The organism is Methylobacillus draconifructus (assembly GCF_045984355.1).
GTDB lineage: Bacteria > Pseudomonadota > Gammaproteobacteria > Burkholderiales > Methylophilaceae > Methylobacillus > Methylobacillus flagellatus_A.
This window is the reverse complement of record NZ_JBJQII010000001.1, coordinates 613,685-638,820: the sequence shown is the minus strand read 5'-3', so window position 1 is coordinate 638,820 and position 25,136 is coordinate 613,685. Positions and strand designations below refer to the sequence as shown.

General features: G+C 59.1%; 22 protein-coding genes. 6 read left to right on the top strand and 16 right to left on the bottom strand.

All coding sequences use genetic code 11. The features are described from left to right. The first annotated feature begins 126 nt into the window (after positions 1-126). Positions 127-2,277 (top strand): TonB-dependent receptor, encoded by a 2,151-nt coding sequence (locus ACJSDX_RS02960; protein ID WP_407993418.1) that lies wholly within the window; start codon positions 127-129, stop codon positions 2,275-2,277. On the opposite strand, the gene ACJSDX_RS02955 is transcribed toward ACJSDX_RS02960, so the two are convergent. The 14 genes from ACJSDX_RS02955 to ACJSDX_RS02890 all read right to left on the bottom strand — a co-directional run bounded on the left by ACJSDX_RS02955 (position 2,278) and on the right by ACJSDX_RS02890 (position 19,616). Beyond that, the gene (locus ACJSDX_RS02955; protein WP_407993417.1) at positions 2,278-3,216 is read right to left on the bottom strand and encodes a hypothetical protein; all 939 of its coding nucleotides are present in this window, start codon (positions 3,214-3,216) and stop codon (positions 2,278-2,280) included. A 169-nt stretch (positions 3,217-3,385) separates the two neighbouring features. Continuing rightward, positions 3,386-3,592, bottom strand: a complete 207-nt coding sequence (locus ACJSDX_RS02950) for a CsbD family protein (protein ID WP_226758103.1) — start codon at positions 3,590-3,592, stop codon at positions 3,386-3,388. A 144-nt stretch (positions 3,593-3,736) separates the two neighbouring features. Beyond that, positions 3,737-7,270: a glycosyltransferase gene (locus ACJSDX_RS02945; protein ID WP_407993416.1), complete on the bottom strand. Its 3,534-nt coding sequence runs from the start codon at positions 7,268-7,270 to the stop codon at positions 3,737-3,739. Beyond that, the gene (locus ACJSDX_RS02940) at positions 7,267-9,558 is read right to left on the bottom strand and encodes an N-acetylneuraminate synthase family protein (RefSeq protein ID WP_407993415.1); all 2,292 of its coding nucleotides are present in this window, start codon (positions 9,556-9,558) and stop codon (positions 7,267-7,269) included. Before ACJSDX_RS02940 ends, ACJSDX_RS02945 begins: the two co-directional genes overlap by 4 nt. Before the next feature lie 2 nt (positions 9,559-9,560). Beyond that, positions 9,561-10,253: an acylneuraminate cytidylyltransferase family protein gene (locus ACJSDX_RS02935; protein WP_407993414.1), complete on the bottom strand. Its 693-nt coding sequence runs from the start codon at positions 10,251-10,253 to the stop codon at positions 9,561-9,563. Further along, positions 10,241-11,413 carry an FkbM family methyltransferase gene (locus ACJSDX_RS02930; RefSeq protein ID WP_407993413.1) on the bottom strand — a complete coding sequence of 391 codons (1,173 nt, stop codon included), beginning with the start codon at positions 11,411-11,413 and terminating at the stop codon, positions 10,241-10,243. The genes ACJSDX_RS02935 and ACJSDX_RS02930 overlap by 13 nt, the downstream gene beginning before the upstream one ends. Positions 11,414-11,437: 24 nt before the next feature. Then, positions 11,438-13,372, bottom strand: coding sequence for a hypothetical protein (locus ACJSDX_RS02925; protein ID WP_407993412.1), 1,935 nt, complete (start codon positions 13,370-13,372; stop codon positions 11,438-11,440). 151 nt (positions 13,373-13,523) lie between these two features. Continuing rightward, positions 13,524-14,159 carry an acetyltransferase gene (locus ACJSDX_RS02920; RefSeq protein WP_407993411.1) on the bottom strand — a complete coding sequence of 212 codons (636 nt, stop codon included), beginning with the start codon at positions 14,157-14,159 and terminating at the stop codon, positions 13,524-13,526. Next, positions 14,156-14,731 (bottom strand): SDR family NAD(P)-dependent oxidoreductase, encoded by a 576-nt coding sequence (locus ACJSDX_RS02915; RefSeq protein ID WP_407993410.1) that lies wholly within the window; start codon positions 14,729-14,731, stop codon positions 14,156-14,158. The genes ACJSDX_RS02920 and ACJSDX_RS02915 overlap by 4 nt, the downstream gene beginning before the upstream one ends. Continuing rightward, a complete protein-coding gene (locus ACJSDX_RS02910; protein ID WP_407993409.1) occupies positions 14,728-15,492 on the bottom strand; it encodes an SDR family NAD(P)-dependent oxidoreductase in 765 nt (254 codons plus the stop codon). Before ACJSDX_RS02910 ends, ACJSDX_RS02915 begins: the two co-directional genes overlap by 4 nt. Then, positions 15,489-16,541 (bottom strand): ketoacyl-ACP synthase III, encoded by a 1,053-nt coding sequence (locus tag ACJSDX_RS02905; protein WP_407993408.1) that lies wholly within the window; start codon positions 16,539-16,541, stop codon positions 15,489-15,491. Before ACJSDX_RS02905 ends, ACJSDX_RS02910 begins: the two co-directional genes overlap by 4 nt. 7 nt (positions 16,542-16,548) lie before the next feature. Beyond that, positions 16,549-16,773: an acyl carrier protein gene (locus tag ACJSDX_RS02900; protein ID WP_407993407.1), complete on the bottom strand. Its 225-nt coding sequence runs from the start codon at positions 16,771-16,773 to the stop codon at positions 16,549-16,551. Between the two features lie 27 nt (positions 16,774-16,800). Continuing rightward, complete coding sequence (locus ACJSDX_RS02895) at positions 16,801-17,961, bottom strand: DegT/DnrJ/EryC1/StrS family aminotransferase (protein WP_407993406.1); 1,161 nt, start codon at positions 17,959-17,961, stop codon at positions 16,801-16,803. Continuing rightward, positions 17,958-19,616, bottom strand: a complete 1,659-nt coding sequence (locus tag ACJSDX_RS02890) for an O-linked N-acetylglucosamine transferase, SPINDLY family protein (RefSeq protein ID WP_407993405.1) — start codon at positions 19,614-19,616, stop codon at positions 17,958-17,960. The genes ACJSDX_RS02895 and ACJSDX_RS02890 overlap by 4 nt, the downstream gene beginning before the upstream one ends. A 315-nt stretch (positions 19,617-19,931) precedes the next feature. Between ACJSDX_RS02890 and thiS the strand changes: the two genes are divergently transcribed. Genes thiS through mltA form a run of 4 tightly spaced genes read left to right on the top strand, consistent with a single transcriptional unit; the run spans position 19,932 to position 22,586 of the window. After that, positions 19,932-20,138: a sulfur carrier protein ThiS gene (gene thiS, locus ACJSDX_RS02885; RefSeq protein ID WP_309565888.1), complete on the top strand. Its 207-nt coding sequence runs from the start codon at positions 19,932-19,934 to the stop codon at positions 20,136-20,138. After that, entirely contained in the window at positions 20,139-20,918 is a 780-nt protein-coding gene (locus ACJSDX_RS02880) for a thiazole synthase (RefSeq protein WP_309565887.1), read from the top strand. It begins immediately after the preceding gene. Between the two features lie 24 nt (positions 20,919-20,942). Then, on the top strand, positions 20,943-21,326 hold the full coding sequence (apaG, locus tag ACJSDX_RS02875; RefSeq protein WP_309565886.1) for a Co2+/Mg2+ efflux facilitator ApaG/CorD: 384 nt from the start codon (positions 20,943-20,945) through the stop codon (positions 21,324-21,326). A gap of 3 nt (positions 21,327-21,329) precedes the next feature. Continuing rightward, the gene (gene mltA / locus ACJSDX_RS02870; protein WP_407993404.1) at positions 21,330-22,586 is read left to right on the top strand and encodes a murein transglycosylase A; all 1,257 of its coding nucleotides are present in this window, start codon (positions 21,330-21,332) and stop codon (positions 22,584-22,586) included. Between the two features lie 177 nt (positions 22,587-22,763). Here the strand turns inward: mltA and ACJSDX_RS02865 are convergent, their stop codons facing one another. Continuing rightward, positions 22,764-23,531 (bottom strand): DODA-type extradiol aromatic ring-opening family dioxygenase, encoded by a 768-nt coding sequence (locus tag ACJSDX_RS02865; protein WP_407993403.1) that lies wholly within the window; start codon positions 23,529-23,531, stop codon positions 22,764-22,766. 191 nt (positions 23,532-23,722) lie between these two features. Further along, positions 23,723-24,109: a DoxX family protein gene (locus ACJSDX_RS02860; RefSeq protein ID WP_407993402.1), complete on the bottom strand. Its 387-nt coding sequence runs from the start codon at positions 24,107-24,109 to the stop codon at positions 23,723-23,725. Between the two features lie 126 nt (positions 24,110-24,235). Here ACJSDX_RS02860 and ACJSDX_RS02855 point away from each other — a divergent pair, with 126 nt between their 5' ends. After that, positions 24,236-25,093: a LysR family transcriptional regulator gene (locus ACJSDX_RS02855; RefSeq protein ID WP_407993401.1), complete on the top strand. Its 858-nt coding sequence runs from the start codon at positions 24,236-24,238 to the stop codon at positions 25,091-25,093. The last annotated feature ends 43 nt before the right edge of the window (positions 25,094-25,136 follow it).

Sequence of the window (25,136 nt, the reverse complement as noted above, 5' to 3'; positions counted from 1 at the left end):
ACCTGTTTATCCCATGCAGCACATGTTCATGGTGCGACATTATGACGCATCGTTGAGATACCCCATTCCAACTACAATCCAGCGTTTTGCAATGTATCAATAACAGTTTTGGAGTCGGGAGCGGAAATGAAGGTCAAGGTAAGAGCGCGCGCGGGAGCGCATCAGGCAATGCCGCTGAAATGGACGGCACTGGTGCTGGCATCCGTATTCAGCAGTGTTGCGCATGCGGAGCATGAGCATCTGGAGCACCTGCCGGAAATCGAGGTGACGGCGCACGCGCATGACGGCAATAGCGATCTGCACAAGCGTATGGTCAACAGCCCTGACGCAGCCAGCCTGCTGCAGGATTACACGGGCGTGTATTCCTATCAGGCAGGGGGAATCTCCGCCCTGCCTAATATCCGCGGGATGAACGACAACCGCATCCGTATCCTGGTCGACGGTGCGGAATTGACGGCCGCCTGCGCCAACAACATGAATGGGCCGCTGACCTATATTTCGCCAGCCGCGGTGGCCAATGTCAGCGTGCTGGCCGGCATTACGCCCGTGAGCATGGGAGGCGACAGTATTGCCGGCACGATCGCCGTGGATTCCGCCAAGCCCATCTACGCCGCCAATGCTGATGCATGGCTATACCAGGGCAGCTTCTCCACGGTTTACCGCAGCAGCAACAACGGCTTGAGCACTGCGCTCAATGCGACCGCAGCCAGTGACAACCTCAGCCTGAACTTCACCAGCACCATGGATCGCGGCCAGAGCTACCGCGACGGCAATGGCGACAAGGTGCGTGCGACCCAGTTCGAGCGTCATATTCAGACCTTGACGATCGGCGCCAAAGGCGAGAATGAGGATTTCGTGCTGCGCCTCAGCCACCAGGAAGTGCCCCACCAAGGCTTCCCCAATCAATACATGGACCTGGTCGACAACAAGGCGGACTCCATCAATGCGAGCTACAGCCGCCGTTTTGCCTGGGGCGATCTGGATACCCGCGTCTATTGGCAGGAGGTGCGCCATGAAATGGGTTTCTTCACATCCGAGAAGACCGGCGCCATGCCGATGAAGACGCATGGCAAGGATATGGGCTATAGCCTGAAGGCGACAATTCCGCTCGACGATGTCCATATCCTGCGACTTGGGAATGAACTGCATCGCAATACGCTGGATGATTTCTGGCCTGCGATACCCGGCGATACCATGATGATGGGGCCTAACACTTATGTGAATATCAATGACGGCCGGCGTACCCGCGCCGGCATATTTGCGGAGGTGGAATCCCAATGGGACAGCCGTTGGAGCTCCCTGCTGGGTGCCCGTATTGACCATGTGCGCACCAGCACCGGCGAGGTACAGGCTTATGGCGGCATGATGGGTATGGCGGATATTGCCGCTGCGAGCGCGTTCAACGCGGGCAGCCGTTCTGCCAGCGACAATCACTTCGACCTGACTGCGACAGGGAAATACGAGATTTCCGAGAGTTCCAGCGTGGAGTTCGGATATGCACGCAAGACACGTTCGCCAAATCTATATGAGCGCTACTCCTGGGGAGCTGGCACCATGGCGCGCACCATGATTGGTTGGTTTGGCGATGCCAATGGCTATGTTGGCAACCCTGATTTGCGCCCGGAGAAAGCGAACACGGTAAGCGCCACCCTGGATTGGCATGATGCCAGGAAGAAGTCCTGGCAGGTGCGGGTGACGCCTTATTTCACCTACGTGCAGGATTACATCGGTGTCGAGCGTATCGGGACGTTCAATCCTCTGAGTCGCGTCGGCACCACCAATGCTTTGCTGCGTTTTGACAATCAGGATGCACGCTTCTATGGCATCAATGCCGATGGTGCCAAGCAGCTATGGCAGGACAGTGCCTGGGGCGAGGGCCGGCTGCGTGGCAGCTTGGCCTGGACGCGCGGGGAGCGCACCAACGGGGATTCGCTCTACCAGATCATGCCGCTCAATGCGCGCATCAGCCTGGAGCAGAAGAAGGGGCCCTGGTCGAATGGCATCGATGTGCAGTTCATCGACAGCAAGACACGCGTCGACGATGCGCGTTTTGAGCCTGAAACAGGCGGCTATACCCTGGTGGACCTGCGCAGCAGCTACCAATGGCAGAAGGCCCGTCTCGATTTCAGCGTGACTAACCTGTTTGACCGCTATTATCTGTTGCCCACCGGTGGCGTGAACTATGCAAATTGGAAAGCGGAGAATGCGGCAGGCCCGATGAGCGCGCTGGCTGGCATGGGCCGCTCGGTCAATGTTGGTTTGACGCTGGATTTCTGATCAGGCGCCCGCCTTGACGGGCCATTCCGCCCCGAACATCCGGACATAGCGTTCACGCATGGTGGCGCTGCCCTTCATGCCGCCCTGGTGCAGGTAAAGCCAGGGCTGCTTGAAATGCTCGCGGTGTTGCAGGATGCAGGCCCAGGCAGGCAGGTCGTACAGCAGGTCGAAACTGATGCCGGTTTCTGCCGCCAGTTCGGCCTGCAACTCCCACAGCTCGCGGTATAGCGAGCCAAAGCGGTAGTGCGGCTCATGTGTCAGGATGGCAGGAAGGTTTTGCTGCGGCAGGGGTGAGAATACCTGCTGCAGATAGGGCGTATCGCCATAAACCGGCGTCGTCATGACCGCCATTTCTGGCATCAAGGCGGCCAAATGGCACGCACTGGTCCCGGTCCCTGACGGCAGGAATACCTGGCGGAACCCCAATGTGTTGCCCACCTCAGCGATTTCATCGCCCAGGTATGCGAAGCCGTGCGCCGCATGCGCATGGTTGGCTCCCTCGGCGAATATCCATTCATCATCGCCTGGCACGAACGCCTGCTGCGTCATGCGGCGGTACAGTTTGCTGTCGATATGCAATTGCATGCCGCGATCCAATGCCAAGGCCAGGTTGCCCTTGGGCTGCGTTTTCAGCTCGTCGGCGATATATGGCAACACGTAATGAAATTCCGTGCCCATGAGTTGTGCGAGTGCACTCAAGGCCAGCATGGCATTGGACTGGGCTGAGCCATAACTCCAGATGCGTTTGGCAGGCGGCAGCGACGCAAGGTTTTCCAGGCAATAAGCCAGTTTGTAGAGTTTATTGCCTTCGATCGCTTCGAAATATTCTGCCGGAACGGCCTGGCAGAATGCGGGAGCCGGCATGGTCTTGAGAATGCGGTTGCCGGAAAGGATCGCGGGCGACAACAACCTGGACTCGATGCGCAGGATGAAATCCATTCCGGCAAAACTGCATTGTAGATAGCTGAAGCTGGGCAAGGCCATGGGCGAGACTCGGTAAATTCTTATGATGATACTTAAGCAAAACCCAGACCATCAACAAGAAAAAACCGGCCAAAAGGCCGGCAGAGGGAGTATTACTAGAGGAGAATCAAATCACACTATTTGACTAGTGTTTGGTACAGCTCTTGTTGAAGGACTCGATTTGCTTCTCGGCTTCTTCCTTGGAGATGCCATAGAGTTCCTGCAACTTGCCGGATAACATTTCGCGGTTGCCCTTGATTTGCTCGAATTGGTCGTCGGTGAGCTTGCCCCACTGCTGGCGCACCTTGCCCTTGAGTTGCTTCCAGTTACCTTCTACTTGATCCCAGTTCATGGTGTACTCCTTGTTGAATTGTTCAGTAGAAAATCGCATGGCGATTCATCTGGTAACCATGGTAGAGCACGTGCGGCTCGGAGAGAGTCGGGATGAGGATGAATTGCATGTCAGCATGCACTGACATGCAACGATGCGCCGACGTTAATCGCCGTCCGGCAACCAGGCGCGGCGCCAGTGGTATAGGTGCTCTCCTTCCAGCATCCAGTTGCTGAGCACTTCCTGGCGCAACGCATCCCCCGCCTCGGCTGCCGCATCCAGGTCTGCAATATGCGTGCGGATGGCATCCACCCAGTCGCGGAAGCGGTTCTTCACCCGGGTGACGGGCAGGTCATCCTCCTGGTAGCAACGGATGTCGCTGCAAATGACAGGAAAGCCGCATGCGCCGTATTCCAGCAGGCGCAGGTTGCTTTTGCACTCATTGAACAGGTTCTGCTCGACCGGTGCCAAGGCAAGGTCGAGATTCAGGCCGGCCAGGGCTGACGGGTATTTGTCGATGGCGACCCCGCCATGAAATTCGTGCACGTAGGGGCGCAGCATTTCCGGGCACATGCCGAAGAACACCCACTCCACCTCGTCCGCCAGTTCCTTGACCACATCGGCGATCAGTTCCAGATCCCCGGTATGGCTGTTGCCTCCGGCCCAGCCCACGCGAGGCTTTGCCGCGGTGCGGCGCTGGCTTTGCAGGTCTTTCCACCAACTGACGGGCAAGCGGTTCTTGACGACGCGGATATCGGCATGCAGACCGGCAAACGCTTCGGCCAGGGCGGGGGTAGAGACGACAAAGCGGTCGACGAACCCCAGCCCCTGCCGCAAGGCTTTGACGGCATCCTTGGTGACGTGCTTGCGGTACATGCTTTTCATCGGCAGGTTGGGCAGGTAGTCGTCCAATTCATACACCTTGAAAGCCTGGGAAAAGGCCTTGATCCTGCGGATCGCCTCGACCCGGTCTTCCGTGGTCTGGCGCTGCAGTACGACGGCATCGGGCTGGTAGCGCTCAAGCTCGACCGGCGATAGCAGGTCTCCGGATATCGTGCCATCGATGAGCGCCGCTGCACGCATGGCGATGAGGGGCTGGATGACGCGGTAATGGCCGCACCCGTAGGGATCGGCATGATGGGCGAGGATGGCCGGGAGCGGTTTCCAGGCTTGCAACGGTCGCCACGACAATGACGGCTCGGCAAGCTTGAAGCCTGGCTCGGCTTTGACCGAGAAGCCGGGATTGTAGGCAGGGTCGCGCGCAAGCACGGGCAGCCAGCGGGCGTACATGGCATCCTCTTCCCGTGCGCTGGCGGCAGCGGCGGCCGGCATGTCCATCAGCAGCGTCACCCGCGGTGTCCAGACGTTGAGGAAGCCCGCCTGCTGCAGTTTCAGGCACAAGTCGGCATCGCACCAGCGCGAGAGCAAGGGGTCCTCATCGAAACCTCCTGCCTGCAGGAATAATTCGCGGCGCAGCAATAGGCATTCCCTGCTCAATGCAGAGTACTGCTGGTCGACCTGCAAGCGTTGCATGTAGCCGCCCTCGTCGTGGGACAGGCCTTCAAACACGCGCCCCGCCGGGCCGTTGAGGCCGAGCAACAAGCCGGCATGGCGTATCTTGCCGTCGGCGGAAAGCAGCTTGCCGCCGACAGCCCCTACTTCGGGGCGCAAGCCGTGGTTGAGGAGCTGCTGCAGCCAGTCCTGGTTGAGGATGCCGGCGCCGTCTCCCAGCCAGAGCAGGAAGTCGCCATGGGCATGCTGGGCTGCCTGGTTGCACAGGGCCTCGCGCGCGATCCCAGCATCGAAGCGCAGGACGCGCAATTGCGGCAAGGCCATGGACTCAATGCCCGCCAGCCAATTGCGAATGTCCGCGGCCTGGTTGCCATGGTCCAGCAACAGTACCTCGTAATTGGGGTAGCTGGTGTGCTCGAGCAAGGTTTCCAGGCAGCGCTGCACTTGCGGCAGCCGGTCCTTGACGACGACCAGGATACTGACGCCGGGCTGCTGCGCATGGCCGTAATCGATTGCATAGCACCTCGGCAAGTGGCTGTGGACGACAGGTTGCTCGTAGCCGCGTGCGGCCAGGTGCTGCGCGATGACGGCCTGCTCTTCCGGATATGCCTGCAGGTCCAGCTGCTTGCCGATCAGCAGCGGCTCGCTGACGTGGGCGATGCTGCCCAAGCCCAATTGCTCGATCAGGCGCAATTGATATTCCAGCTCAAAGGCACGGCCCGATGTGGCGGAGAAGCCGCCTTGCTCAATCAGGGTCGTCCTGCGGAACAGCCAATGCGGCGACATGCTGGCGGGGAAGCTGAGCAGCAAGTCCAGGTTGAGGTCCGGGCGCAGGTTGAGGCCCAGCTCGTTGTCTTCCAGGCGGATGATGTCGTCGGCATAGGCGGCATGGCAGGATGCCGGCAGCGTCGGCAAGTCCAGCGCGGCGATCAGCAGTCCGCTGGGCATGAAGTCGGACCCGGCCTCGGCCAGCAGGACCCACTCCGCCTGCGTTTCGGCAATGGCGCCGTTGATGGCGATGGCGCTGTTCCCGCCTGGATCGAGCGCCACGACCTTGGCCTTGTCTGCAAGATGGGGCAAGGCCAAGGAAGAGAATACCCATATTTCCAGGTTGCGGTAGAGATTGCCTTCTTGCAGGCTGGCCAGCGTATGTTCGATAGCCTCGGCCGAGCCTGCGCGATCGAGCAGCATGACGGCAATGCGCGGTCCGCCCTGTTGCGCCGCCAGGCGCTGGTCGATGAGCGCCTGCTGTACCGTTGTCGGGCGGCGTATGCCCATCCAGTTTGCCAACGACACACTGCCTAGCCCTGCTGCGCGGTGCAGCGCCGCCAGCAGGTTGACCGGCTTGAATACCCGCGCCTTCAATTGCGTGATGGGCGCGACGCCGACCAGCTTGTTGTCGCCCGACGTGCGATACCAGCCCAGGTCGCGAATCGCCTTGCGGAAGTCGGCATGGCCCTTGTCGCCGATGCCGACCTGGTCGCGGCCTACCTGGCTGAACTGCGCGCTGGAGACGCGGAATTTGGTCAAGGGCTTGGCAAGAAACGCCAGGTTGCCCCGCTGCAACAGCTTGGCATACAGCGCCAGGTCGCCAACCCAATGAATGACCTTGCCATTGAGCGACATCAACTCGTCGGCAATCTCCAGCAAATCATCTCGCCGTGCCAATATACAACTGGGTTCACCAATGAAATTGATCGTGTGGTCGCCAAGAAACGAGACCAGCTCCTTGCCATTAATAATCACATCCCCGGTAAATGGGAAACAGGTGTGGAGAATATCCGGCAATGGCTCGCCATCATCGCCGATACGCTGGCGACGCGAAGAGGCCAGCGCGATGTCGGCTTCGTTTTCCAGTGCGGCTACCAGGGAGGCGACGCAGTCGGGCGCTAGTTCATCGTCGTCGTGCAGGAGCTTGACGTATTTTCCTTCGGCGAGCCGGATGCCTCGGGCTGTGTTGCTGAGCTCGCCAAGGCGCGTGTCGTTGCGGAAATACCGGATGGGGGAACCTGCGGCGGCCTTCTTCCGTTCGATCAGTTCGGTGACGCGGTCGTCCTTGCTGTCGTCGCAAATGACCAGTTCCAGCGCGGGGTAACTCTGGGACAGCGCGCTGTCCAGTGCAAGTTCCAGATACTGGAACTTGTATGCGGGCATGACGATGCTGACCAGGGGAAATTCATTTGTCATCTCTGACGACCTTTGTTGCGTGATAACGGGTAAATGGCGGCAGGCATCAGCGGCTCCAGCCGGTCCAGTGCCTTCCACGCGCCTTCGCCGCCGTTTTTGTGTCCCTGCCAGATTTCGGGGATGAAACTCGGGCGACTCTCCAGGTGTGCTAACTGGGCGAGTAATGACGGCCAGTCGATATCGCCATCACCAATCTGCAGACCCTCTCCATCCACGCCACGCGCGTCGGCAAGATGCAGGTGTGCGGTATGAGGGGCGACCTTTCGTACGAACTCCTCGAACGATTGCCTGTAGTGGTTGCAGGCGAGTTTGGAGTGGGAAACGTCGAGGCAGATACGCATGGCGTTGCGGCGGCAGAAGTCGGCGATGCTATCGGCATCCACGAACAGATTGTGGAATTGCTGTCCGCCGAAGTGCCAGGGAAAGGGTGGCATCGTTTGCGGGATGATTTCCACGCCGTCCATGTCAAGCTGCGCCAGGCTTTGTTCCAGCCGCGCATAAAGGGCTGGCAATACCTCGGCCGGCAGATGCGTGGTGCGGGAAAAGCCGCCGATATTGACGACGATGCATGGGCGGGCAGTGCGGCGAAAGAGCGGCGTCAACGAACGTGTCAGGTCGATCACCCGTTGCAGTTCGGCGATGGAGCGCTGGCGATAGGTGTCATCGTCCGAGCACAGATCCAGCGTATGATCGCCTGCGAACAATTCGGGCGCATGAACGACCAGGCCGAGATCCAGCGGTTCGGGAAGAAACGGGCGGAAGTCCAGTTCCATGTCCTTGTAGCTGAGATGGATCTCCAGCAGGTCCATGTTGGATTGCACGCGCATTTCCTGCAGGTCGTGATAGCGCACCGGCACTCCCCATGCAAGCGGAAAATGGTAATCGCGTGCTTCCGTCCTGCCCTGGTCGAGATCGGCAGGGAAGAAGAACTCGCCGCTCCTTTTGGCGACAGTGAGGACCTTGCCTATCAATTCGTGCTTGCGGTTGGGCTGCAATCCCTGTCCCGGACTGCAAACGCCGATCATGTCCATCGTGATGGCGATGCCGGCGGGAATCTCCCGCAATGCCACCAGGCTCTTGGCAAGATTCTCCCGATTCATCATCTCGCCTTGCGAGATGGATCGCTCTTCATCGGTGCCAAGTGCCTCCTCGACCTGGCGAATGCCTTTCACCATGCTGGTGAATTCATCGGGCAGCAGACTGACCTTGTGGTCATTGCCTTCGAGTGTCTTGTCCAGCGTGAAGTGCTTCTCGATAAGTTTCGCACCCAGCGCGACGGCTGCGATGGGAATGTGGATGTCGCGTTCATGCCCCGAGTAGCCGACCAGTCCCCCGCTGATGTCCTGCAGATGCCGGATGTAATGCAGGTTGACATCGCGGAAAGGGGCGGGGTAGGTGGAATTGCAATGAAGCAGGATGAAGTCGGCACCAATCTGCTGCAGATGGCGTATGCCATCGCGGATTTCCGCTTCGGTGGACATGCCGGTCGAGCAGATCATGGGTTTGCCTGTGGCGGCAATGGCATCCAGCAGGTCGTGATGCGTGAAATCCGCAGAAGCGACCTTATAGGCAGACATGCCGTAGCGTTCGAGTTTCTGCAGGCTGGCTTGATCCCAGGGTGTGCATAACGGAACCAGCCCCTTGCTGCGGCAATGGTCGAACGCTTCGAACAGGTCGCTATCGCTCAACTGGAAGCGTGACAGGATATCCAGCGTGTATTGCGTACCCAGATCCATGCTGGCGTCTTGCTGGACGCTTGCAGGTCGATAGAGTGACTGCATGTCGCGCATCTGGAACTTGGCACAATCGGCGCCGCTGGCGGCTGCCGCGTCGATCAGCCTTTTCGCCAAGGCAAGGTCACCCTGATGGTTGTTGCCGATCTCGGCAATGATGAAGCTCGACGATTGTTCATCGATGACATGTCCCTCGATGTCGATATGCGGCTTGTCGCTGAGAGCCACTGCCTTGAGCCGCAGGTTGTCGTCCAGCAGGGGAACGGCCAGCACCTTGCTGCTCAGCAGGCTGCGAATCCGCTCGGGCGCGTCTCCTTCGGCGGCACGAATGCAGTCGCGGTTGATGACGGCGGAAACGGGAACGTTGAGGTCGATCTCTGTGGCCTGCAGCAGCCAGCGCCTGAGATCGCCATCGGTCAGCACGCCTTCCAGGATGCCGCTTTCGGAAACGGCGAAGATCAGTCGGGCGCGATTGCTGCTCATCTTGTTCATGGCGGCAATCAGGCTGTCCTCCGCAAAAACAACCAGTTTGGCGAGGTTCTTTACGATACGCATGGTCAGATGTCGTCTCCGCGTTTTGCGGCAAGCAGACGGGAGACGGCTTCCCAGTCTGCCGGCTCGTCGATCTCGAGGGCCGTGTGTTCGGGCATTTCATGCACACCGATCCTGCCGCCCAGACGGCAGCGGGTTTGCAGCAGCAGTGTGTGACGCGTGATGTAGAACGCGCCGTTCTCCATCAAGGTCCCGTTGAAGTCCTGCCTGCGTGGACGGTGCAATGGATCATAGTTCATCGGCTGTGCATCGTCGCTCCAGAAGAAACGTCTGACGCGTACTGCGCTGAGCATGGAGTCCAGGCCTTCCATGTCGAACTGCTTCAAGGCTTCGCTCAGGTGTCGCGCCGTCAACAATGGGGAGGTGGCCTGTATCGTGACCAGCCGCTCGCAGGGGAATTGCTCGGCAAAATGCAGCATGACGGATTCGGTGGATGCTTCGTCTGTCGCCAGTTCTTCCGGCCGCTGGATGACGTGTACGTCAAGCCCCATTTCCATGACGGCCTGCCGGATGATTGCGGAATCGGTCGAGACGTAAACGGCATCGATGTCCGGGCAGGCAGCCGCCGCCTCCAGCACCCAGCCGCACAACGGCTTGCCACCAATCGGCTTGATATTCTTCAGCGGAATGCTCTTGGAGCCGCCGCGCAGCGGGACCAGGGCGATGGTTCTCCGGTGGTGCATGACTATCTTGCCCATTCGGGAGGATGAATGCCGTGTACGGGGGAAGCGTACAGGATCAGGTCGGTGAAGTTGTTGGGATTGTGCTGACGCAGTCGGAAGTGATAATCGGGGACGATTTCGTCGAAGCGAGCCACGATTTCCAGCAGGTCGGTCGCATAGTGATACGCCGCCACGGCAGCCCGCGGCCGCGTGGCACGGATCAGGTTTGCGCCTCCCTCCAGCGTTTTACCTTCGAAGCCTTCCACGTCCATTTTCAGAAATGTCAGGTCTGCCAGTTCATCATCCAGCCGTGTGCTTTCAATTGCCACATTGCCGTTCGTTTCGACATGACTCGACATGGTGCCAAATGAGTTGAAGCGCAAGGTTTCTTGTTTGTTTGATGTCGCTTTGTTGATGAACCGCATATTGGGCAGCAACGGGTGACTGATGGCACAAAGAGACTTGTAATTGTCCAGGTCCGGTTCGAATGCGGCGATGCTTTTATATTGATAGCCTGCGGCCCCGAGAAACTTCTTGATGATCGGCCCCTGATAGGCGCCGCAATCGCAGTAATGCTCGTTTTTCCCCAGGCTGAAGGTGGTCGTGTCCGGAAGTGCCGAGAAATATTCATCGGAAGGGTTGGACCAGACTTGCATCAGATATTCGCGATCATAGGTGAGTCGGAACAGCAGATTCGCATAGAGCGTCGCTTTGCTGAAGTCATCGTCCATCCGATCTGCGAGGCGGATGAATGCATCCAGATGCGCCACTGTTTTTTGACGATGTTCCGTTACCGTTTCATAAACCGCATTCAGGCCGAGTTGCGCACGCGCCTGCATGTAATCCCGTCTTTCGATATTCGCTTCGGCGCACAGCTTCTTTACCCATCCGCGTGCGTTCGGACCGCAGGAAAAATCGAGCGCGATGGCATGAGGATATTTTCGTGCGTGCGACAGAAATTGCGCACTATCCCAGCGAGGTGCGCCATGAAGCGTGGCCTCGGAAGAAAAATCGTCAATGACCGCAATGAGATTCTTTAAGTGCGGGGCGATCCTGCTTGTATAAAGGGTGCCGTAACTGGAGGAAGTCGCCAGCAAAAAAACGGGACGGGAGTCCAATTGCTCGATATGAGGTGCCGTCGTCTCGTTGGCAATGGCCAGCAACTTTTCCTTTAGTGTTTCCTTCAGCTTGTGCATGGGCATCTCTATTGACGTGATTGTTTAACGCTGTATTTCCGGGGCATTGATATATTCCAGTGGCAGATGCGGCGAAGGCGTGATCTTGGCCAATATTCTTCCGTTCTTCTCGAAATGCTTTCTTGCGACGAGGAAGGATTTTCGTGTGCATTCGGAAAGCCAGTCCTGAACTCCATTTCTACTCGGTACCGTTTCACCGTAAAAATATGGTTGCGAATAATCAAGTTCCACGCCACCTAGCAGCACACGTTCATAACCCATGTAGTAAGCGATCTGAACAGCATCCAATACACTGGTGTAACCCGAGTAGATGATCTTGGATGGGTCGTAGGAAAAATGATCGTCGCTTTCGAACATACAGTTGCCGGGCGTCTGGCTGACATCGAGCGCGATGATGTCCTGCTGCAGATATTCTTCTGGCCAGGTTTTTTCGACAAGGCTGTAGGTTTCCCTGCTGAAGAACTTGATGCCCGCTTCAATGTTCATGACCTCTCTGGTCCATTTGTGCAGGCCGATCGGGTCACGCAAGAAGTAATATTTGGGACGGAATGAAAACCCTTGCTCCTCCAATGCGAATGCCTTGTTGAACCAGAAGGACTCCAGGTTCATCAAAGCATCGATGTCAAGGGTCATGAGCGTTGCGGCATTGCCCAGAATGTAGGCGGTTTGTCCGCGCTTTGTATCCTTCAGTTGTCGAATGCGTTTTTGCATTCCATCTTCTGCGCCATGTTCCTCGGCGATGGTCTGGGGGACGGATACTTGCATTTTCTCCAGCGCATTGATGCGGTTGCGCAAAACGATGCCGCCGGATCGTTCGAATGCGCGCCACGGCAAGGGGCGTTCCCAATTGAGTACCTTTTCGTATTCTCTCCATTCGTCCAGCGTTTCACGTCCGAAGTGTCGGTCCAGTTGCGGCAGGCGCGGCAAACGAGGTGTGGGCGCTTCGGGGGCAAGTACCTGATGCCAGAACGCAGGCGCCAGAATATCTTGAAAATGAACCTGAAAATAACCAGTGTCCTGTGTGGGGGCGGATACGGTCAATGGTGTGAAAGGCTGGCCAAGCCAATGCGCCTTTTTGTCGAACCATGCTGCTTCTTGCAGCATGGCCGCGGAAATACCAACCAGTTCGATATCATCATAGGCACTCAGAATCTGATAAGTGCTTTGAGGGCAGGCGCGGACAGGTTTCCCCAGCAGACGGGCGAGGGCATTGCGCTGCTGGTTTGCAAAGGTGGACAAGTAGGGGCCAAAGTAGTCGATCATGAACAGCAATTCGCGATCTGTACTCAGTGTTTGCAACTGCTCTGAAAAATCGTCCGGATTTTGGAAATTACCTTCCTCGTTGAGCAAGGTAATGTCCTTGGGGGGCTGACTGACGTAAATCAATGTGCCATCCAGCTGGAATGTGTGGCGCATGCCTTCATTAAGCCGTGCGCGATGCGAGCGCAGGTTGGCCGAGAGTAGTGAGGCTTCTAGACGCAGTTCTTCATTGGTAATAGCCAAGGAAGCCAGACGTTCACGTAAAACAGTATGGTTGGTGTCGAGTGCAATATGGATATCACGTCCGAAACCGAGCGGGGATTGTCGGATGTCGAGGAAATGAATGTTTCTGGAAATGCAGGCGCGCCGCAACCAAGGCGGAATGTCATACGACAGCAGCAGTGAGTTTTCAGGCAGGTTGGCGAACAGATACTCCATAGCTGGAATGGGCATGTGGTGAAATGTTTTTGCCCAAAGCATATCCGGAGCGCTTAATTTTCCCTGTGACGCGAGATCCTCAAAACGTTGTAAATCGAATCTGGGCAATAGCCCATGCGTTTTTTTTCCGCCTGGCGGGTAGCCAATGCTAGCGCCGCATCCTTGCCGGATGGGTTCCCGTATTAAGTCAAAAATGCCTTCATATGCAGAACGCGATGGCTGCAATAAATCGGGTAGGCAAACAAGGTGCGCGAAATTCATGATGTTCTGTCTTCCTGGGGAAATGCATATGCAGAGTTCAATGATCCAGATGCGAGTGCAAGTATCTAGTCGTGACAGCGGTAAAGCCTTGCAGGCCGTGATTCCAGTGGTACGTAGGTGATTGCATGGAGTTTGCCGTCCGGTTTGAAGATCAGAAAATAACTTTGGCTGGATTGCCGAACACGGTGACGCCTGGTGGAACATCTTTGACTACCACTGCCCCTGCGCCCACCGTGGCGCCCTCGCCCACCTTGATGCCGGGCGTGATGGTGGCATGGGGATAGATGATCGCCTTGCTGCCGATCTGTGCCCCGCCGCCGAGGAACACCATGGCGCTGATCTGCGCATAATCGCCGATGCGCACGTCATGGCTGACGATGCTGCCGCTGTGGATATTGGCGAAATTGCCGATGTGCACATCGGGGCTGACCTGCACGCGGTGCGAGAGGATGGCGCCCAGGCCGATCTGCACCCGTACGCTGATCCAGCCCAGGGGGGCGTCATGCAACGTGAAGAACCTGCCGCCCTTTTCCAGGATAGGCTGGGCGAAGGACTGCCGTCCATTGGGCAGGCCGACGGCGCATACGAATAGCTCGTCCTCTTTGGGCAGATGCGTCAGCGGGTCGCCTACGATGCCGACATCGCAACCGGTGCCGTCCAGCATATGGGGGCGCGTATCGAGAAAGCCGGCAATGTCCCATGCCGAGCCGCAGTCCGCATGGTCCCGCAGCAGGATCAATACTTCCCTCCCCCAGCCGCCTGCGCCAATGATGTAAAGCTTTTTCATGAAGCCAGTTCCGTCCCTGCTCCGTTAACCGGCAAGCTGGTTCCAGTGATCCAGCGGCTCGCGTCGGAAAGCAGGAAAATAACGCCGTTGGCTACATCCGGCCAGAGCGCTTCATGGGCGGCAGGGGAAATTCCGTTGACGCGGATGCCGTGGGCAGCCTGCTCCAGGGCCAGGCACTTGATCAGGCCGGACAACGCCGCCTTGCTTGCCGCATAGGCGCCCTGCCCCTTGGCGCCTTGATGGGCGGCGGCGGAGAGCAGGAACACGATGGATGCATTGGGCGCCAGGCTTCCTGCCTGCAGCACTCGTTGCGTCAGCATGACGGGCTGGATGAGGTTGGACTGCAATACCTGCATGAGGTCGGATTCGCTCAAGTCCGCTACCGGGCATTCGAACTGCTGGTCCACGCAATGCACCAGGCCGTGAAGTTGCCGGCCTGGCTGGAATGTTGCCAGGATGTCGGCCCCGCGCTGCTCGCACGCCTGCGTAATTGCCAGTCCCACACCCGACGCCATGCCGTTCACCAAGATGGTTTTGCCCTGCAGCGAGAATGCCTTTGCCTGCGACGTCATGCGTGAATATCCAGCGGTATGCTCAATCCGCCGTCCACGAAAGCGTAGTGGCGGGAAATGTGCCGGCTGGCGTCCGAGAGGTAGAACACGGCGGCATGGGCCACGTCTTCCGGTTCGCCCATGCCGAGCGGGGTGCGGGCGATCAGCGCCTCCATGTTGGCGCCTCCCTGGGCCAGGCCGTCCAGCATGGGGGTGCGCACATAACCTGGCGCAATGCAGTTGGCGCGGATGCCTTGCTTTGCAGTTTCGATGGCCAATGTGCGCATCGCGCCCAGCAACGCGGATTTGCTGGCGGCATAGGCGCCCGTGGCAATGGCGCCGCTGTGGGATGCCAGGGCCGAAATGAAGAGAATGGAACCGTGCCGGGCGATGCGCCTCTTGGCAAGCAGCCCCTTGGTCAGCAGCAACGGGGCAAAGGTATTGCTGTCGAAGATTTCGGCCAGGTGGCTTTTATTGATGAGCCGGAAAGGCACCAGTTTGGAGATCCCCGCGGCATGCACGACGCCATCCAATACCCCGGCCTGCTCCGCAAGCAGGTCTATGCCTTCCTGCTGCGATATATCCGCAGGGATGGCGCCATGCCCTGTGCCCTGCAACGATGTCGCGGTCGCCTGCAGGCGCTCCGGGTTGCGCCCGGTGATCACCACTTCGGCGCCCATTTGCGAGCAGGTGATGGCGATTTGCCTGCCGATGCCGGAAGATGCTCCGGTCACCAGCACGCGTTTGCCGGCTAGTGAAAATGGGTCCTGCGCTGCGCTCATGAAATGATCAGTTCGGGGAATATGGCATTTTCCACGTCCACAATCGCGCCGCCCCAGGACAGGCCCACGCCGAAGCCGCAGAACAGCAGGCGTTTCCTGCCTGCGGCCAATGCATCGCGCAGGCGCGCGGTGACGGTGACAGGCAGCGAAGCGCCGCTGGTGTTGCCGAACTCGCGCAGGGTGGAGGGGACTTTTTCTTCCGGCAGGCCCAGTTTCTTGCGGATGGTTTCATTGATCATGCGATTGGCCTGGTGGAAGATGAAGTAGTCGATGTCATCCTTGGCAACGCCGGAATATCCAAACAGATTTTCCACCATCGGCGGCACGCGCTGCGTCGAGAAACTGATCACCGCAGGGCCATCCAGCAGCAGGTCCAGGTCTGAACGCCAGAAACCGTCATCGCCTTTGCGCGCAATGCCGTGTTCAAGCTGGAATGGGTTGCGGTGCCCGCCGACCGGCACGATGATGGCTTTGTAACCGCTGCCGTCACTGTTGAGGTCGAAGTGCATGGGCGCCGCGCCTTCCTGATATTCCAGTGCGGTGGCAGTGCCAGCATCGGAAAACAAGGGGTCTTTCAGCGGGTCTTTATGCTTGTAACTCGAACGATCGCCGAGCAGGATCAAGCCTTTCTTGATCGCGCCAGAGGCAATCATGCTGCCCAGAAGTTGCAGTGCAAACGGGTATGCGGAGCAGCCTAGATTGACGTCAAAGGCAATCGTGGAATGGGCTAGGCCTAGCCGATCTTGCAGGATGATGGCGGTAGCCGGCACCAGGTAATCCGGGGATTGCGTCACCACAATCAAGGCACCGATCTCGTCGCGTGACCATTGCAGTTCATTGAGCAGCTTGTCCGCGGCATCGTATGCCAGGTCGGAGAAGCATTGCCAGTCCGGGCAGACGCGGCGGGTTTCTATGCCGATATTGCGTACCAGGCGCTCACGCTCTGAACGCAGGTGCGGCGGCACGTCATGCACATTGTGGACCACATGCTTGGGCACGCAGGTCGCCATGCCTGCGAAGCGTACATTGTTGAGCGTGGAGGTAGCCATATCGATCTCAGGCAAGCAGTTGATAGAGGTCTTGCACGGTAGAGGCTTGTTTCAGATGTTCGCCGGTGATGGTCTTGCCGTATTCCATATCGAACATGACGATCACGCCCAGCGCCGCGAGCGAATCCCATTCCGGCAAGTCTGCAAGCCTGGTGTCGGGATTAATCTCGACGGCTTCCTGGAAGTCGACGGCGGTAATGAATTTCTCAATGAAGGTTTCGATGTTGTCCATGGTCGTTCTCGCTAGGGTTGATGAGTTCTAGGCTTGATGAGTTAAAGTTAAGCTGGCCGTGGCCAGGCTGGCCGCCTTGGTGACGCGGGCAATGTCTTCACCGGTCAGGAACGGTGAAAACGGCAAGCCGATCAGGCCTGACGCCACGGCTTCCGCCACAGGCGTCGGCTGCTTGATGATGGGGGCCACCTTCGCGGCATGCTGGTGCAGCAGCGGCTGGTACCAGCGCCGGGTGGCGATTTGCCGTTGCCGGCAGATTGTTTCCAGCCGGTCGCGCGCTTCTGCGGCCATGCGCAGGCAGAAAATCGTCGGCGCGGCCAGCGTGATGCCGGCCTGCCATTGCAGCAGGTCGCCGCAGGCGTTTTCCAACGCCTGGCGGTAAGCGCGGTAAATGTCCTGCCTGAGCCTGGCTTGCGCGTCCCATTGGTCCAGGCTGGCATGGGCGACGGCGGCATGGTATTCGGACAGCTTGGCGTTGCTGCCTACAAACGATAGGTGCCCGACCGGGAAGCCGGCGTTCGAGTCCAGGTTGATGCCGAAATTGCTGAGCTGGCGGATATGGACGTTGATGACGCTATTACCGCTGACGACCAGCCCGCCCTCGCCCGCCGCGAGCGACTTGGTGGCGTGCATGCTGTAGACGACCGGAATGTCGGGCGCCTCCACCCACTGGCTGCCGAACGCGCCTGCGGCATCGATCACGACATGGATGCCGGATTTGCGCTGGAAGTCGCTCCAATGCCTGGTATCCTGGGGTTGGCCGAATGCCGCGACGGCCAGCACGGCACGCGCCCCGGTCTGTATGGCGGCTTCTGTGGCGATTTCCGGCGTCAGCAGCCAGCTTTGCGCATCGATGTCGGCGATGACCGGGATATACCCTGCGCGGATGATGGCGGTCAGCGAGGCGACGAAAGTCAGCGCCGGCACAATGACCTTGCTGCCGGCCGGCAGGTCGAGGCTGCTAAGCGCCAGCTCCAGCCCGAGCGTGGCGCTGCTGGTGGTGGTGACATGCAGCGGATAGGCGCCGTGTTCTTCGAACATGCCGGCCAGCCGCGCTTCCAGTGCGTTGTTGAGCGGGCCGAAATTGGAGTAGTGCCGGTTTTGGTCCAGCTTGGCCAGGTATGGAGCGAGCGCCTCCCGGTCAGGCAATAGCGGGGTCAATAGCGGGATGGCGGCATGCTGGCTCATATGGGTTGCCCTTGCTTCTGGTCATAGGCGTTGCGTAGTTGATGAAGGTCTTCCGAATACGTGGCGCCCACCCTGAGGAACTTGGGGCGCCCGAGCAAGTAATTGATCCAGAGCTGGCGGTACGCGGTTTCCAGCTCGCGGCAACGGCCGGCATAGTCCATGAGCGCGGATGACTGCATCAGCCGGCGCGCCCTGGCGCGTTGTTCAGTCAACAACTCAGGATGGTCGAGCAAGTGCAGCACCTTGGCAATATATTCGTCCTCATCGCGCGCAACCCAGTCGTGCAGTCCCAATCCTTTCAGCGTGGCTGCAGTGGAGGCGGACACCGCATCGGTGGCATCCATGGCGACGACGGGCAAGCCCATCCACAAGGTATGCAAGGTGGTGGTGCCGCCGGACACCGGGAAGCTGTCGAGCGCGACATCCACAATCTGGCCGCGCGTCATGAATTCGGCCATGGGCACCATGGGCGAGACGATGATGCGCTCCAGCGGCAGCCCTAGCCTGATCAGCCTGGGTTCTATGGTGTTGACGGCGTCTTCTACGCTTTGCTCCTGCACGTGGATGAGCAGCTGCGCATCGGGACGGGCCTCGAGAATGCGTTTCCACACCAGCAGGGCGGCATCGGTGAGTTTGCGCGAGCTGTTGAGCGAGGCCAGCGTGGGCGGGTTGCCTTGCAGCATGGGAGGTGACGGCTCCAGCGGCGCGTCGGCGGGCGGGATGTAGCTGGCCATGCAGTTCAGGCGGAACAGCTTTTCCACGTAGAACTGTTCGTTGCCTACCGGGTCCATGCCCCAGTCGGTGAGGCGGTAGTCCATGCCCTGCATGCCCAGCGTGCCGCCGACGTAACCCAGCCATGTGACCTGCACCGGGGCCGCGCGGCGGGCAAAGACGAACAGGCGGTGGCCCTGGGTATGGCCGGAAAGGTCGACCAGGATATCGATCTGGTGCTTGCGGATCAGGGCATGGAGCGCCTGGTCGTTGAGTCTGGAGACATCATGCCAGTGCGGCACCAGCTTTTTCAGCCTGTCCGTGACGGCATCCGGCTGGTTGCTGGTGGCGTAGACGAAAACCTCTACCTGCTCTGGATCGTGATGGGCGAATACCGGCTCCATGAAATAAGCCACCGCGTGGTCGCGCAAGTCGCCGGAGACATAACCGATACGCAGCACGCGGTCGGGCGCGCGGTCATGGCCGAACGCGATGGGGTTCTTGCCCAGCGGGTCGGCAAAACGCCGACCCCATTCTTCATAGAGCTGGCGTTTGCGGGCCGGGTCGGGCTTGGCGAGCGAATGGATATTGGCGCGATCCAGCGCATAGGTATTGTTGTCCGGCTGCGTTTCCACCGCATGGTCGATGAAGGCGCAGGCTTCCTCGTGGCGGCCCAGGTAGAAATAGGCAATAGCCAGCCCGTAGATCGCTTCGATATTCTGCGGCTCCATGCCCAGCACGAACTCCATGGTTTCCGCGGCCTGCTGGTATTTCATGGTGCGCAGGAACAGGTTGCCGATCTTGAGCCAGGTCTGGAGTTGTCCGCTCCCGGCCTCGAGCGAGGCGGTGTATTTCGACAGAGCATCCAGGTAGTTGTGCTCAGCCTCGGCAGCTAGGCCGGCCTTGAACAATGCCTGTGAATGTGCGGATGGCTGATATGACAATTTCTCTGCCTAGTCTTATTCTCGTAGTGTTCACCCTGTATAATCTGCCGAAGCCTATATGGCACGGCATGTCCAGTCAAGCAGGGCTGTTGCGGGCATTTGCCCATGCTTCTATCTTACTATCGGTTATTCGGCTGCAATGTTGAGAGCAGCAGGGTAAATGGCTTGTTATTCAAGCATTTCAAATATCATCCCATATCCCTGGTTTGCTAATTGCCCATGAACCTACGTAAAATGTCGCTCTATCGGCAGCGGTTCCTGCCTGTCTCTAAATCGTTCATTTCACTTTGGGTAAATTCATTAGGGTAGTATCAATTGATTCATCTGACCATCAACGGAAATCCACGACAGTTCGATGTTGAGCGCCTGACGGTGGGAGAGCTGGTAGAAAAGCTGGGACTCGCCGGAAAGCGCCTTGCCATCGAGCGCAACGGTGAAATCGTGCCGCGCGGCAGTTTTGCCGAGGCGGTGCTCGACAGTGACGACAAACTTGAAATCGTGGGCGCAGTAGGAGGCGGTTGAATGGATACATTGAATATTGCAGGCAAGAGCTACAACTCGCGCCTGTTGGTGGGTACGGGCAAATACAAGGATTTCGAGCAGACCAGGGCGGCCATCGATGCCAGCGGCGCCGAAATCATCACGGTGGCGATCCGCCGCACCAATATCGGCCAGAATGCGGGCGAGCCTTCATTGCTGGAATACTTGCCGCCGGAAGAATTCACCTACCTGCCGAACACTGCGGGCTGTTACAGCGCGGATGACGCCGTGCGCACCTTGCGCCTCGCGCGCGAGCTGCTCGACGGCCACAAGCTGGTCAAGCTCGAGGTGCTGGGCGACCCCAATACCCTGTACCCGAACATGCTGGAAACCATCAAGGCGGCGGAAACGCTGATCAAGGACGGCTTCGACGTCATGGTCTACTGTTCGGACGATCCCATTATCGCCAAGCAGCTCGAAGACATGGGCTGTGCCGCGGTGATGCCGCTGGCGTCGCTGATCGGTTCCGGCATGGGCATATTGAACCCGTGGAACCTGCAGATCATCATCGAGAACGCCAAGATCCCGGTGCTGGTCGATGCCGGGGTGGGTACGGCCTCCGATGCCGCGATCGCGATGGAGCTGGGCTGCCAGGGCGTGCTCATGAACACCGCGATTGCCGCGGCGAAAGACCCGGTGCTGATGGCGGGCGCGATGAAGAAGGCGATAGAGGCGGGCCGCGAGGCTTTCCTGGCAGGCCGCATGCCGCGCAAGCTTTATTCCGCATCGCCCAGCTCGCCAACCACCGGCCTGATTGGATAAGCCGGGCCAGGACAAGGAAGACAGATGACCAAGGACAAGCGCTATGCATTTTCAGTGAAGGTGGAGACAGCGTTTGTGCCTGACCAGTCCGACGTGGAGCAAAACCGCTACGTGTTCACCTATACGGTCCATATCGAGAATACCGGCAACGTGGCCGCGCAATTGATCAGCCGCCACTGGATCATCACCGATGCCGCCGGCAAGACGCAGGAAGTGCGCGGCCTGGGCGTGATCGGCCAGCAACCCCTGCTCCAGCCTGGCGAGCGCTTTCAATATACCAGCGGCACCATGCTGAACACGCCCGTGGGCGAGATGCGCGGCTTCTACCACATCACGGCAGAAGACGGCACGCAGTTCGATAGCGAGATCGCGCCTTTCAAGCTCAACATGCCGCGCGTGCTGCACTGATCCATGAACATGCCTTTTTACAGCCTGCGCAAGCAGTCGTGGTTGTTATTGGCTTTGCTGTTGGCGGCGTGTGGCGGCCATCGCCACGTCAAGGTAGAGCAGCCCTGCCAGTGCCCGGAATTGCTCGCGCCATCCGTGCCTGTTCCGGAACAGCCCAGGCAGCCTCCCGCCACTCAAGCGCCCGCGAGCAAGATTCCTGATTACGGCTTGCTCAAGCCGGCCCATTGGCAGGACCTTGCCGGGTTCGAGCAGGCGCAGTTGGGCGCGGCCTGGCCCGCCTGGCTGCTGGGTTGCAGTACCCTGAAGAACCGCCAGCCGTGGCAGGCGGCATGCGAGGCTGCGGCGCATTTGCCGCCGCGCCCCGCCGATTCGCAGGTGCTTGCTTACTTCCAGCAATATTTCAACGTCTATCAGGCCGCCAACCAGGACGGCGGCGATACCGGCCTGGTGACGGGCTATTACGAGCCCCTGCTCAAGGGCAGCCGGGTCAAGTCGGCGAAGTACCGCTACCCATTGTACGGCCGTCCTGATGACCTGATTACCGTCGAATTGGCAAGCCTGTTTCCCGAGCTTGCCAACAAGCGCGTGCGCGGCCGTGTCGTCGGCAACAAGCTGGTGCCCTACTTCACGCGCGCCGAAATAGAGAATGGCATGGCGCCGGTGGCCGGTCGGGAATTGCTCTGGGTCAACGACCCGGTGGAATTGTTCTTCCTGCAAGTGCAAGGCTCCGGCCTGGTCCAGCTTGATAATGGCGAGGCGGTGCACGTCGGCTATGCGGACCAGAACGGCATGAGCTACCAGTCTATCGGCCGTACCTTGGTCGAGCGCGGGGAGCTGACGCTGGACAAGGCCTCCATGCAGGGCATCAAGCAATGGGGGCGCCAGAATCCCGCCAAGCTGCAGGAGCTGTTGAATACCAATCCCAGCTACGTCTTCTTCCGCGAGCTGCCTCCCAACCTGCCGGGGCCGTTAGGCGCGCTGGGCGTGCCCATCCTTGCAGAGCGGGTGATCGCGGTGGACCCCAAGTTCATCCCGCTGGGCGCGCCGGTGTTTCTCGCCACCACCTATCCCAACAGCAGCGCGCCGCTCAACCGCCTGGTGCTGGCGCAGGACACCGGCGGGGCGATCAAGGGCGGGGTGCGCGCCGATTTCTTCTGGGGGGCGGGAGACGCAGCCGGCCAGCAGGCTGGCGCCATGAAACAGGAAGGCCGCATGTGGGTGCTTCTGCCGAAAAATTTCCCGCTGCCGGTCGCCAAGTAGCGGTCATCTCCAATAGCCGCGTGCTGTTGCAGACGGATGGAGTATAAAAGCCTGTTCACGGTTTGAGCGCATAACAAAACTCAGCGGAGCGGTCCTGGCTAGACGCCTTGCCGTAGGCAATACTAAGGAGCACGACAAGACAGGGCAACAACGCCAGGAGAGTTTTGTCAGCCGTTCTTAATCCCAGACATAGGCATCCATCGCCAGGATGCCGAACGTATTTTCGGGTTGATAGCGGATGGCTTTTCCGCTGGCGGCGCCCAGGGCGACAAACAGCGGCATGAGGTGGTCTTCATGCGGGTGGGCGCGTACGCCGCCGGGCGCTTGCCGGCGATAGTCCAGCAGCGCCTCGGTGTCGCCCGCGGCAATTTTTTCCGCCATCCAGCCGCTGAACGCTGGAACATAGTCGAGGACGTGCGCATCGCGGTCCGCGCTGAAGAAATCATGCAGGTTGTGGGTAATGGCGCCCGAGCACAGCAGCATGACGTTCTGAGTGCGCAATCCTGCCAGCGCCTGTCCCAGCCGGTAATGCGTGCGTGGCCCGGCATGGCTTTGTATCGAGAGCTGGGCGACGGGGATGTCCGCCTCCGGATACATCAGCATCAGCGGCACCCATGCGCCATGATCCAGCCCTCGTACCGTGTCTATTTGCACTGCAATGCCTTGGGCCGCAAGTCCTTCCGCGACCGTGCGGGCCAATTCCGGGGCGCCGGGCGCCGGATATTGCATCTCGTACATGGCGCGCGGAAACCCGCCGAAATCATGAATGGTCTCGGGACGCGCTGCCGCACTGATGCGGGGTTGCTGGGTATCCCAGTGCGCCGAAACCGCCACGATGGCATCCGGGCGGGGCAACGATTTACCCAGCTCTGCGAGCATTTCACCAGTTTTCCCAGGCTCAAGCACCAGGCTGGGGGCGCCATGCGAAATGAACAATGTGCTCATGGAGTGCTCCTGTTTTTGCTTGTGTCTATTGCATCCGTCATGCCGAAGCATGATGAATGTTCTCGAGTTCTGCAGATATATTGAAAGCAGTCACAAAACCCAGCGCAACGATCGGTTGGCGTTCTGCCGCCGACAGTACAAGCAGTACGGTCAGGCAGGGCAAGAACGCCAGGATAGTTTGTTGGCCGCTGTTAACGGCGATAGGCATCCAGGCTCAGGCCGCCTGCGCCATGGACGGCGATCTGCAGCAGGCCGCCCGCGATCGCCAGGTTCTTGAGGAACATGATGGTCTGGACCTGGTTGTTCAAGTCGAAGTGGAACATGAACGCGGCGGCCAGCGTGAACAAGGCGATCAACAATGCCGAGATGCGTGCGCGATAACCGACCAGCAACGCGGCAGCCAGCCCCAATTCGACCAGCAACGCGATGGCATAACCCAGTTCGGGCAAGGGCGCGCCCGTGCTGCCGATGAAGGCGATGGTGCCGGTGGGGTCGGCCAGCTTGCCGAATCCGCTAATGATGAAAATGGCGGCCAGCAGCGCGCGGCCGAGCAATGCGGTGATATTTGCGGCATTCATGATGTTTCCTTTTTGGTTGAAGTGAAAGAATGAATGCATTGTATTTTGTGAACAAAATATTGATAATCAGGTTTTTATTGGTAAGACTGTCCCTATATAGTTGACAATATGAATCAACTGGAACAAATGCGCATTTACGCCGAAGTGGTGAAAAGCGGGAATTTCACTGCGGCCGCCAGACATCTGGGCATCAGCAAGCAACTCGTCAGCCGGCGCGTGATGGAGCTGGAAGAGCGCTTGGGTGCGCGCTTGCTGCAACGCACGACGCGCAAGTTGTCGCCGACCGAGCTGGGCCGGGTGTTTTTCACGCGCTGCCTGGCGATCCTGCAAGCAGTGGATGAAGCCGAGCAGGCAATATCCAGCAGCACGGGGGAACTGCGCGGCCTGCTGCGCCTTTCCGCCCCGGTGTCCTTCGCCAGCATGGTGCTCTCGCCCGCGCTCAACCAATTCATGCAACTGCATCCCAACCTGGAAGTGGCGCTGGATGTGGATAACCGCCTGGTGGACCTGGTCGGCGAGGGTTACGACATGGCGATCCGCATCACCAAGCAGCCGGACGAAGGCCTGGTCGCGCGCAAGCTGACGGATTCGGCCTTGGTCTATTGCTGCAGCCCGGGCTACCTGGCGCAATATGGAGCGCCGCAATCGCCGACGCAGCTGGGCCGGCACCGCTGCATCACGGCAAGAGCCGGGGAGTGGCTGTTCACCGATGCGGGCGAGCCGCTCAAACTGCAGGTGCATCCGGTATTGCGTTCCAACCATGGGGAGGTGATGTGCGAGGCGGCGATTGCCGGGCTGGGCATTGTAGGCCTGCCTGAATTTTATGTGCGGGAGGCGCTCGAGAAAGGCGAGCTAGTACAAGTCCTGCAGGAGTACACCGCAGACATCGGCGCTGTCTATGCGCTGTATCCGCAACACAGGCAAACCTCGCTCATGGTGCGCACTTTTGCCGATTTCTTGCAGAAGTGGTTCGAGGCGGCGTAGTCATAGCTGGCGTTGCAATCGCCGGAAAAACAAATGGGAGCGT

Bases quoted from the DNA above. Each gene is read 5' to 3' on its own strand.
- ACJSDX_RS02960 (WP_407993418.1), top strand. From the start codon at position 127: ATGAAGGTCAAGGTAAGAGCGCGCGCGGGAGCGCATCAGGCAATGCCG.
- ACJSDX_RS02955 (WP_407993417.1), bottom strand. From the start codon at position 3,216: ATGGATTTCATCCTGCGCATCGAGTCCAGGTTGTTGTCGCCCGCGATC.
- ACJSDX_RS02950 (WP_226758103.1), bottom strand. From the start codon at position 3,592: ATGAACTGGGATCAAGTAGAAGGTAACTGGAAGCAACTCAAGGGCAAG.
- ACJSDX_RS02945 (WP_407993416.1), bottom strand. From the start codon at position 7,270: ATGACAAATGAATTTCCCCTGGTCAGCATCGTCATGCCCGCATACAAG.
- ACJSDX_RS02940 (WP_407993415.1), bottom strand. From the start codon at position 9,558: ATGCGTATCGTAAAGAACCTCGCCAAACTGGTTGTTTTTGCGGAGGAC.
- ACJSDX_RS02935 (WP_407993414.1), bottom strand. From the start codon at position 10,253: ATGGGCAAGATAGTCATGCACCACCGGAGAACCATCGCCCTGGTCCCG.
- ACJSDX_RS02930 (WP_407993413.1), bottom strand. From the start codon at position 11,413: ATGCACAAGCTGAAGGAAACACTAAAGGAAAAGTTGCTGGCCATTGCC.
- ACJSDX_RS02925 (WP_407993412.1), bottom strand. From the start codon at position 13,372: ATGAATTTCGCGCACCTTGTTTGCCTACCCGATTTATTGCAGCCATCG.
- ACJSDX_RS02920 (WP_407993411.1), bottom strand. From the start codon at position 14,159: ATGAAAAAGCTTTACATCATTGGCGCAGGCGGCTGGGGGAGGGAAGTA.
- ACJSDX_RS02915 (WP_407993410.1), bottom strand. From the start codon at position 14,731: ATGACGTCGCAGGCAAAGGCATTCTCGCTGCAGGGCAAAACCATCTTG.
- ACJSDX_RS02910 (WP_407993409.1), bottom strand. From the start codon at position 15,492: ATGAGCGCAGCGCAGGACCCATTTTCACTAGCCGGCAAACGCGTGCTG.
- ACJSDX_RS02905 (WP_407993408.1), bottom strand. From the start codon at position 16,541: ATGGCTACCTCCACGCTCAACAATGTACGCTTCGCAGGCATGGCGACC.
- ACJSDX_RS02900 (WP_407993407.1), bottom strand. From the start codon at position 16,773: ATGGACAACATCGAAACCTTCATTGAGAAATTCATTACCGCCGTCGAC.
- ACJSDX_RS02895 (WP_407993406.1), bottom strand. From the start codon at position 17,961: ATGAGCCAGCATGCCGCCATCCCGCTATTGACCCCGCTATTGCCTGAC.
- ACJSDX_RS02880 (WP_309565887.1), top strand. From the start codon at position 20,139: ATGGATACATTGAATATTGCAGGCAAGAGCTACAACTCGCGCCTGTTG.
- apaG (WP_309565886.1), top strand. From the start codon at position 20,943: ATGACCAAGGACAAGCGCTATGCATTTTCAGTGAAGGTGGAGACAGCG.
- mltA (WP_407993404.1), top strand. From the start codon at position 21,330: ATGAACATGCCTTTTTACAGCCTGCGCAAGCAGTCGTGGTTGTTATTG.
- ACJSDX_RS02865 (WP_407993403.1), bottom strand. From the start codon at position 23,531: ATGAGCACATTGTTCATTTCGCATGGCGCCCCCAGCCTGGTGCTTGAG.
- ACJSDX_RS02860 (WP_407993402.1), bottom strand. From the start codon at position 24,109: ATGAATGCCGCAAATATCACCGCATTGCTCGGCCGCGCGCTGCTGGCC.
- ACJSDX_RS02855 (WP_407993401.1), top strand. From the start codon at position 24,236: ATGCGCATTTACGCCGAAGTGGTGAAAAGCGGGAATTTCACTGCGGCC.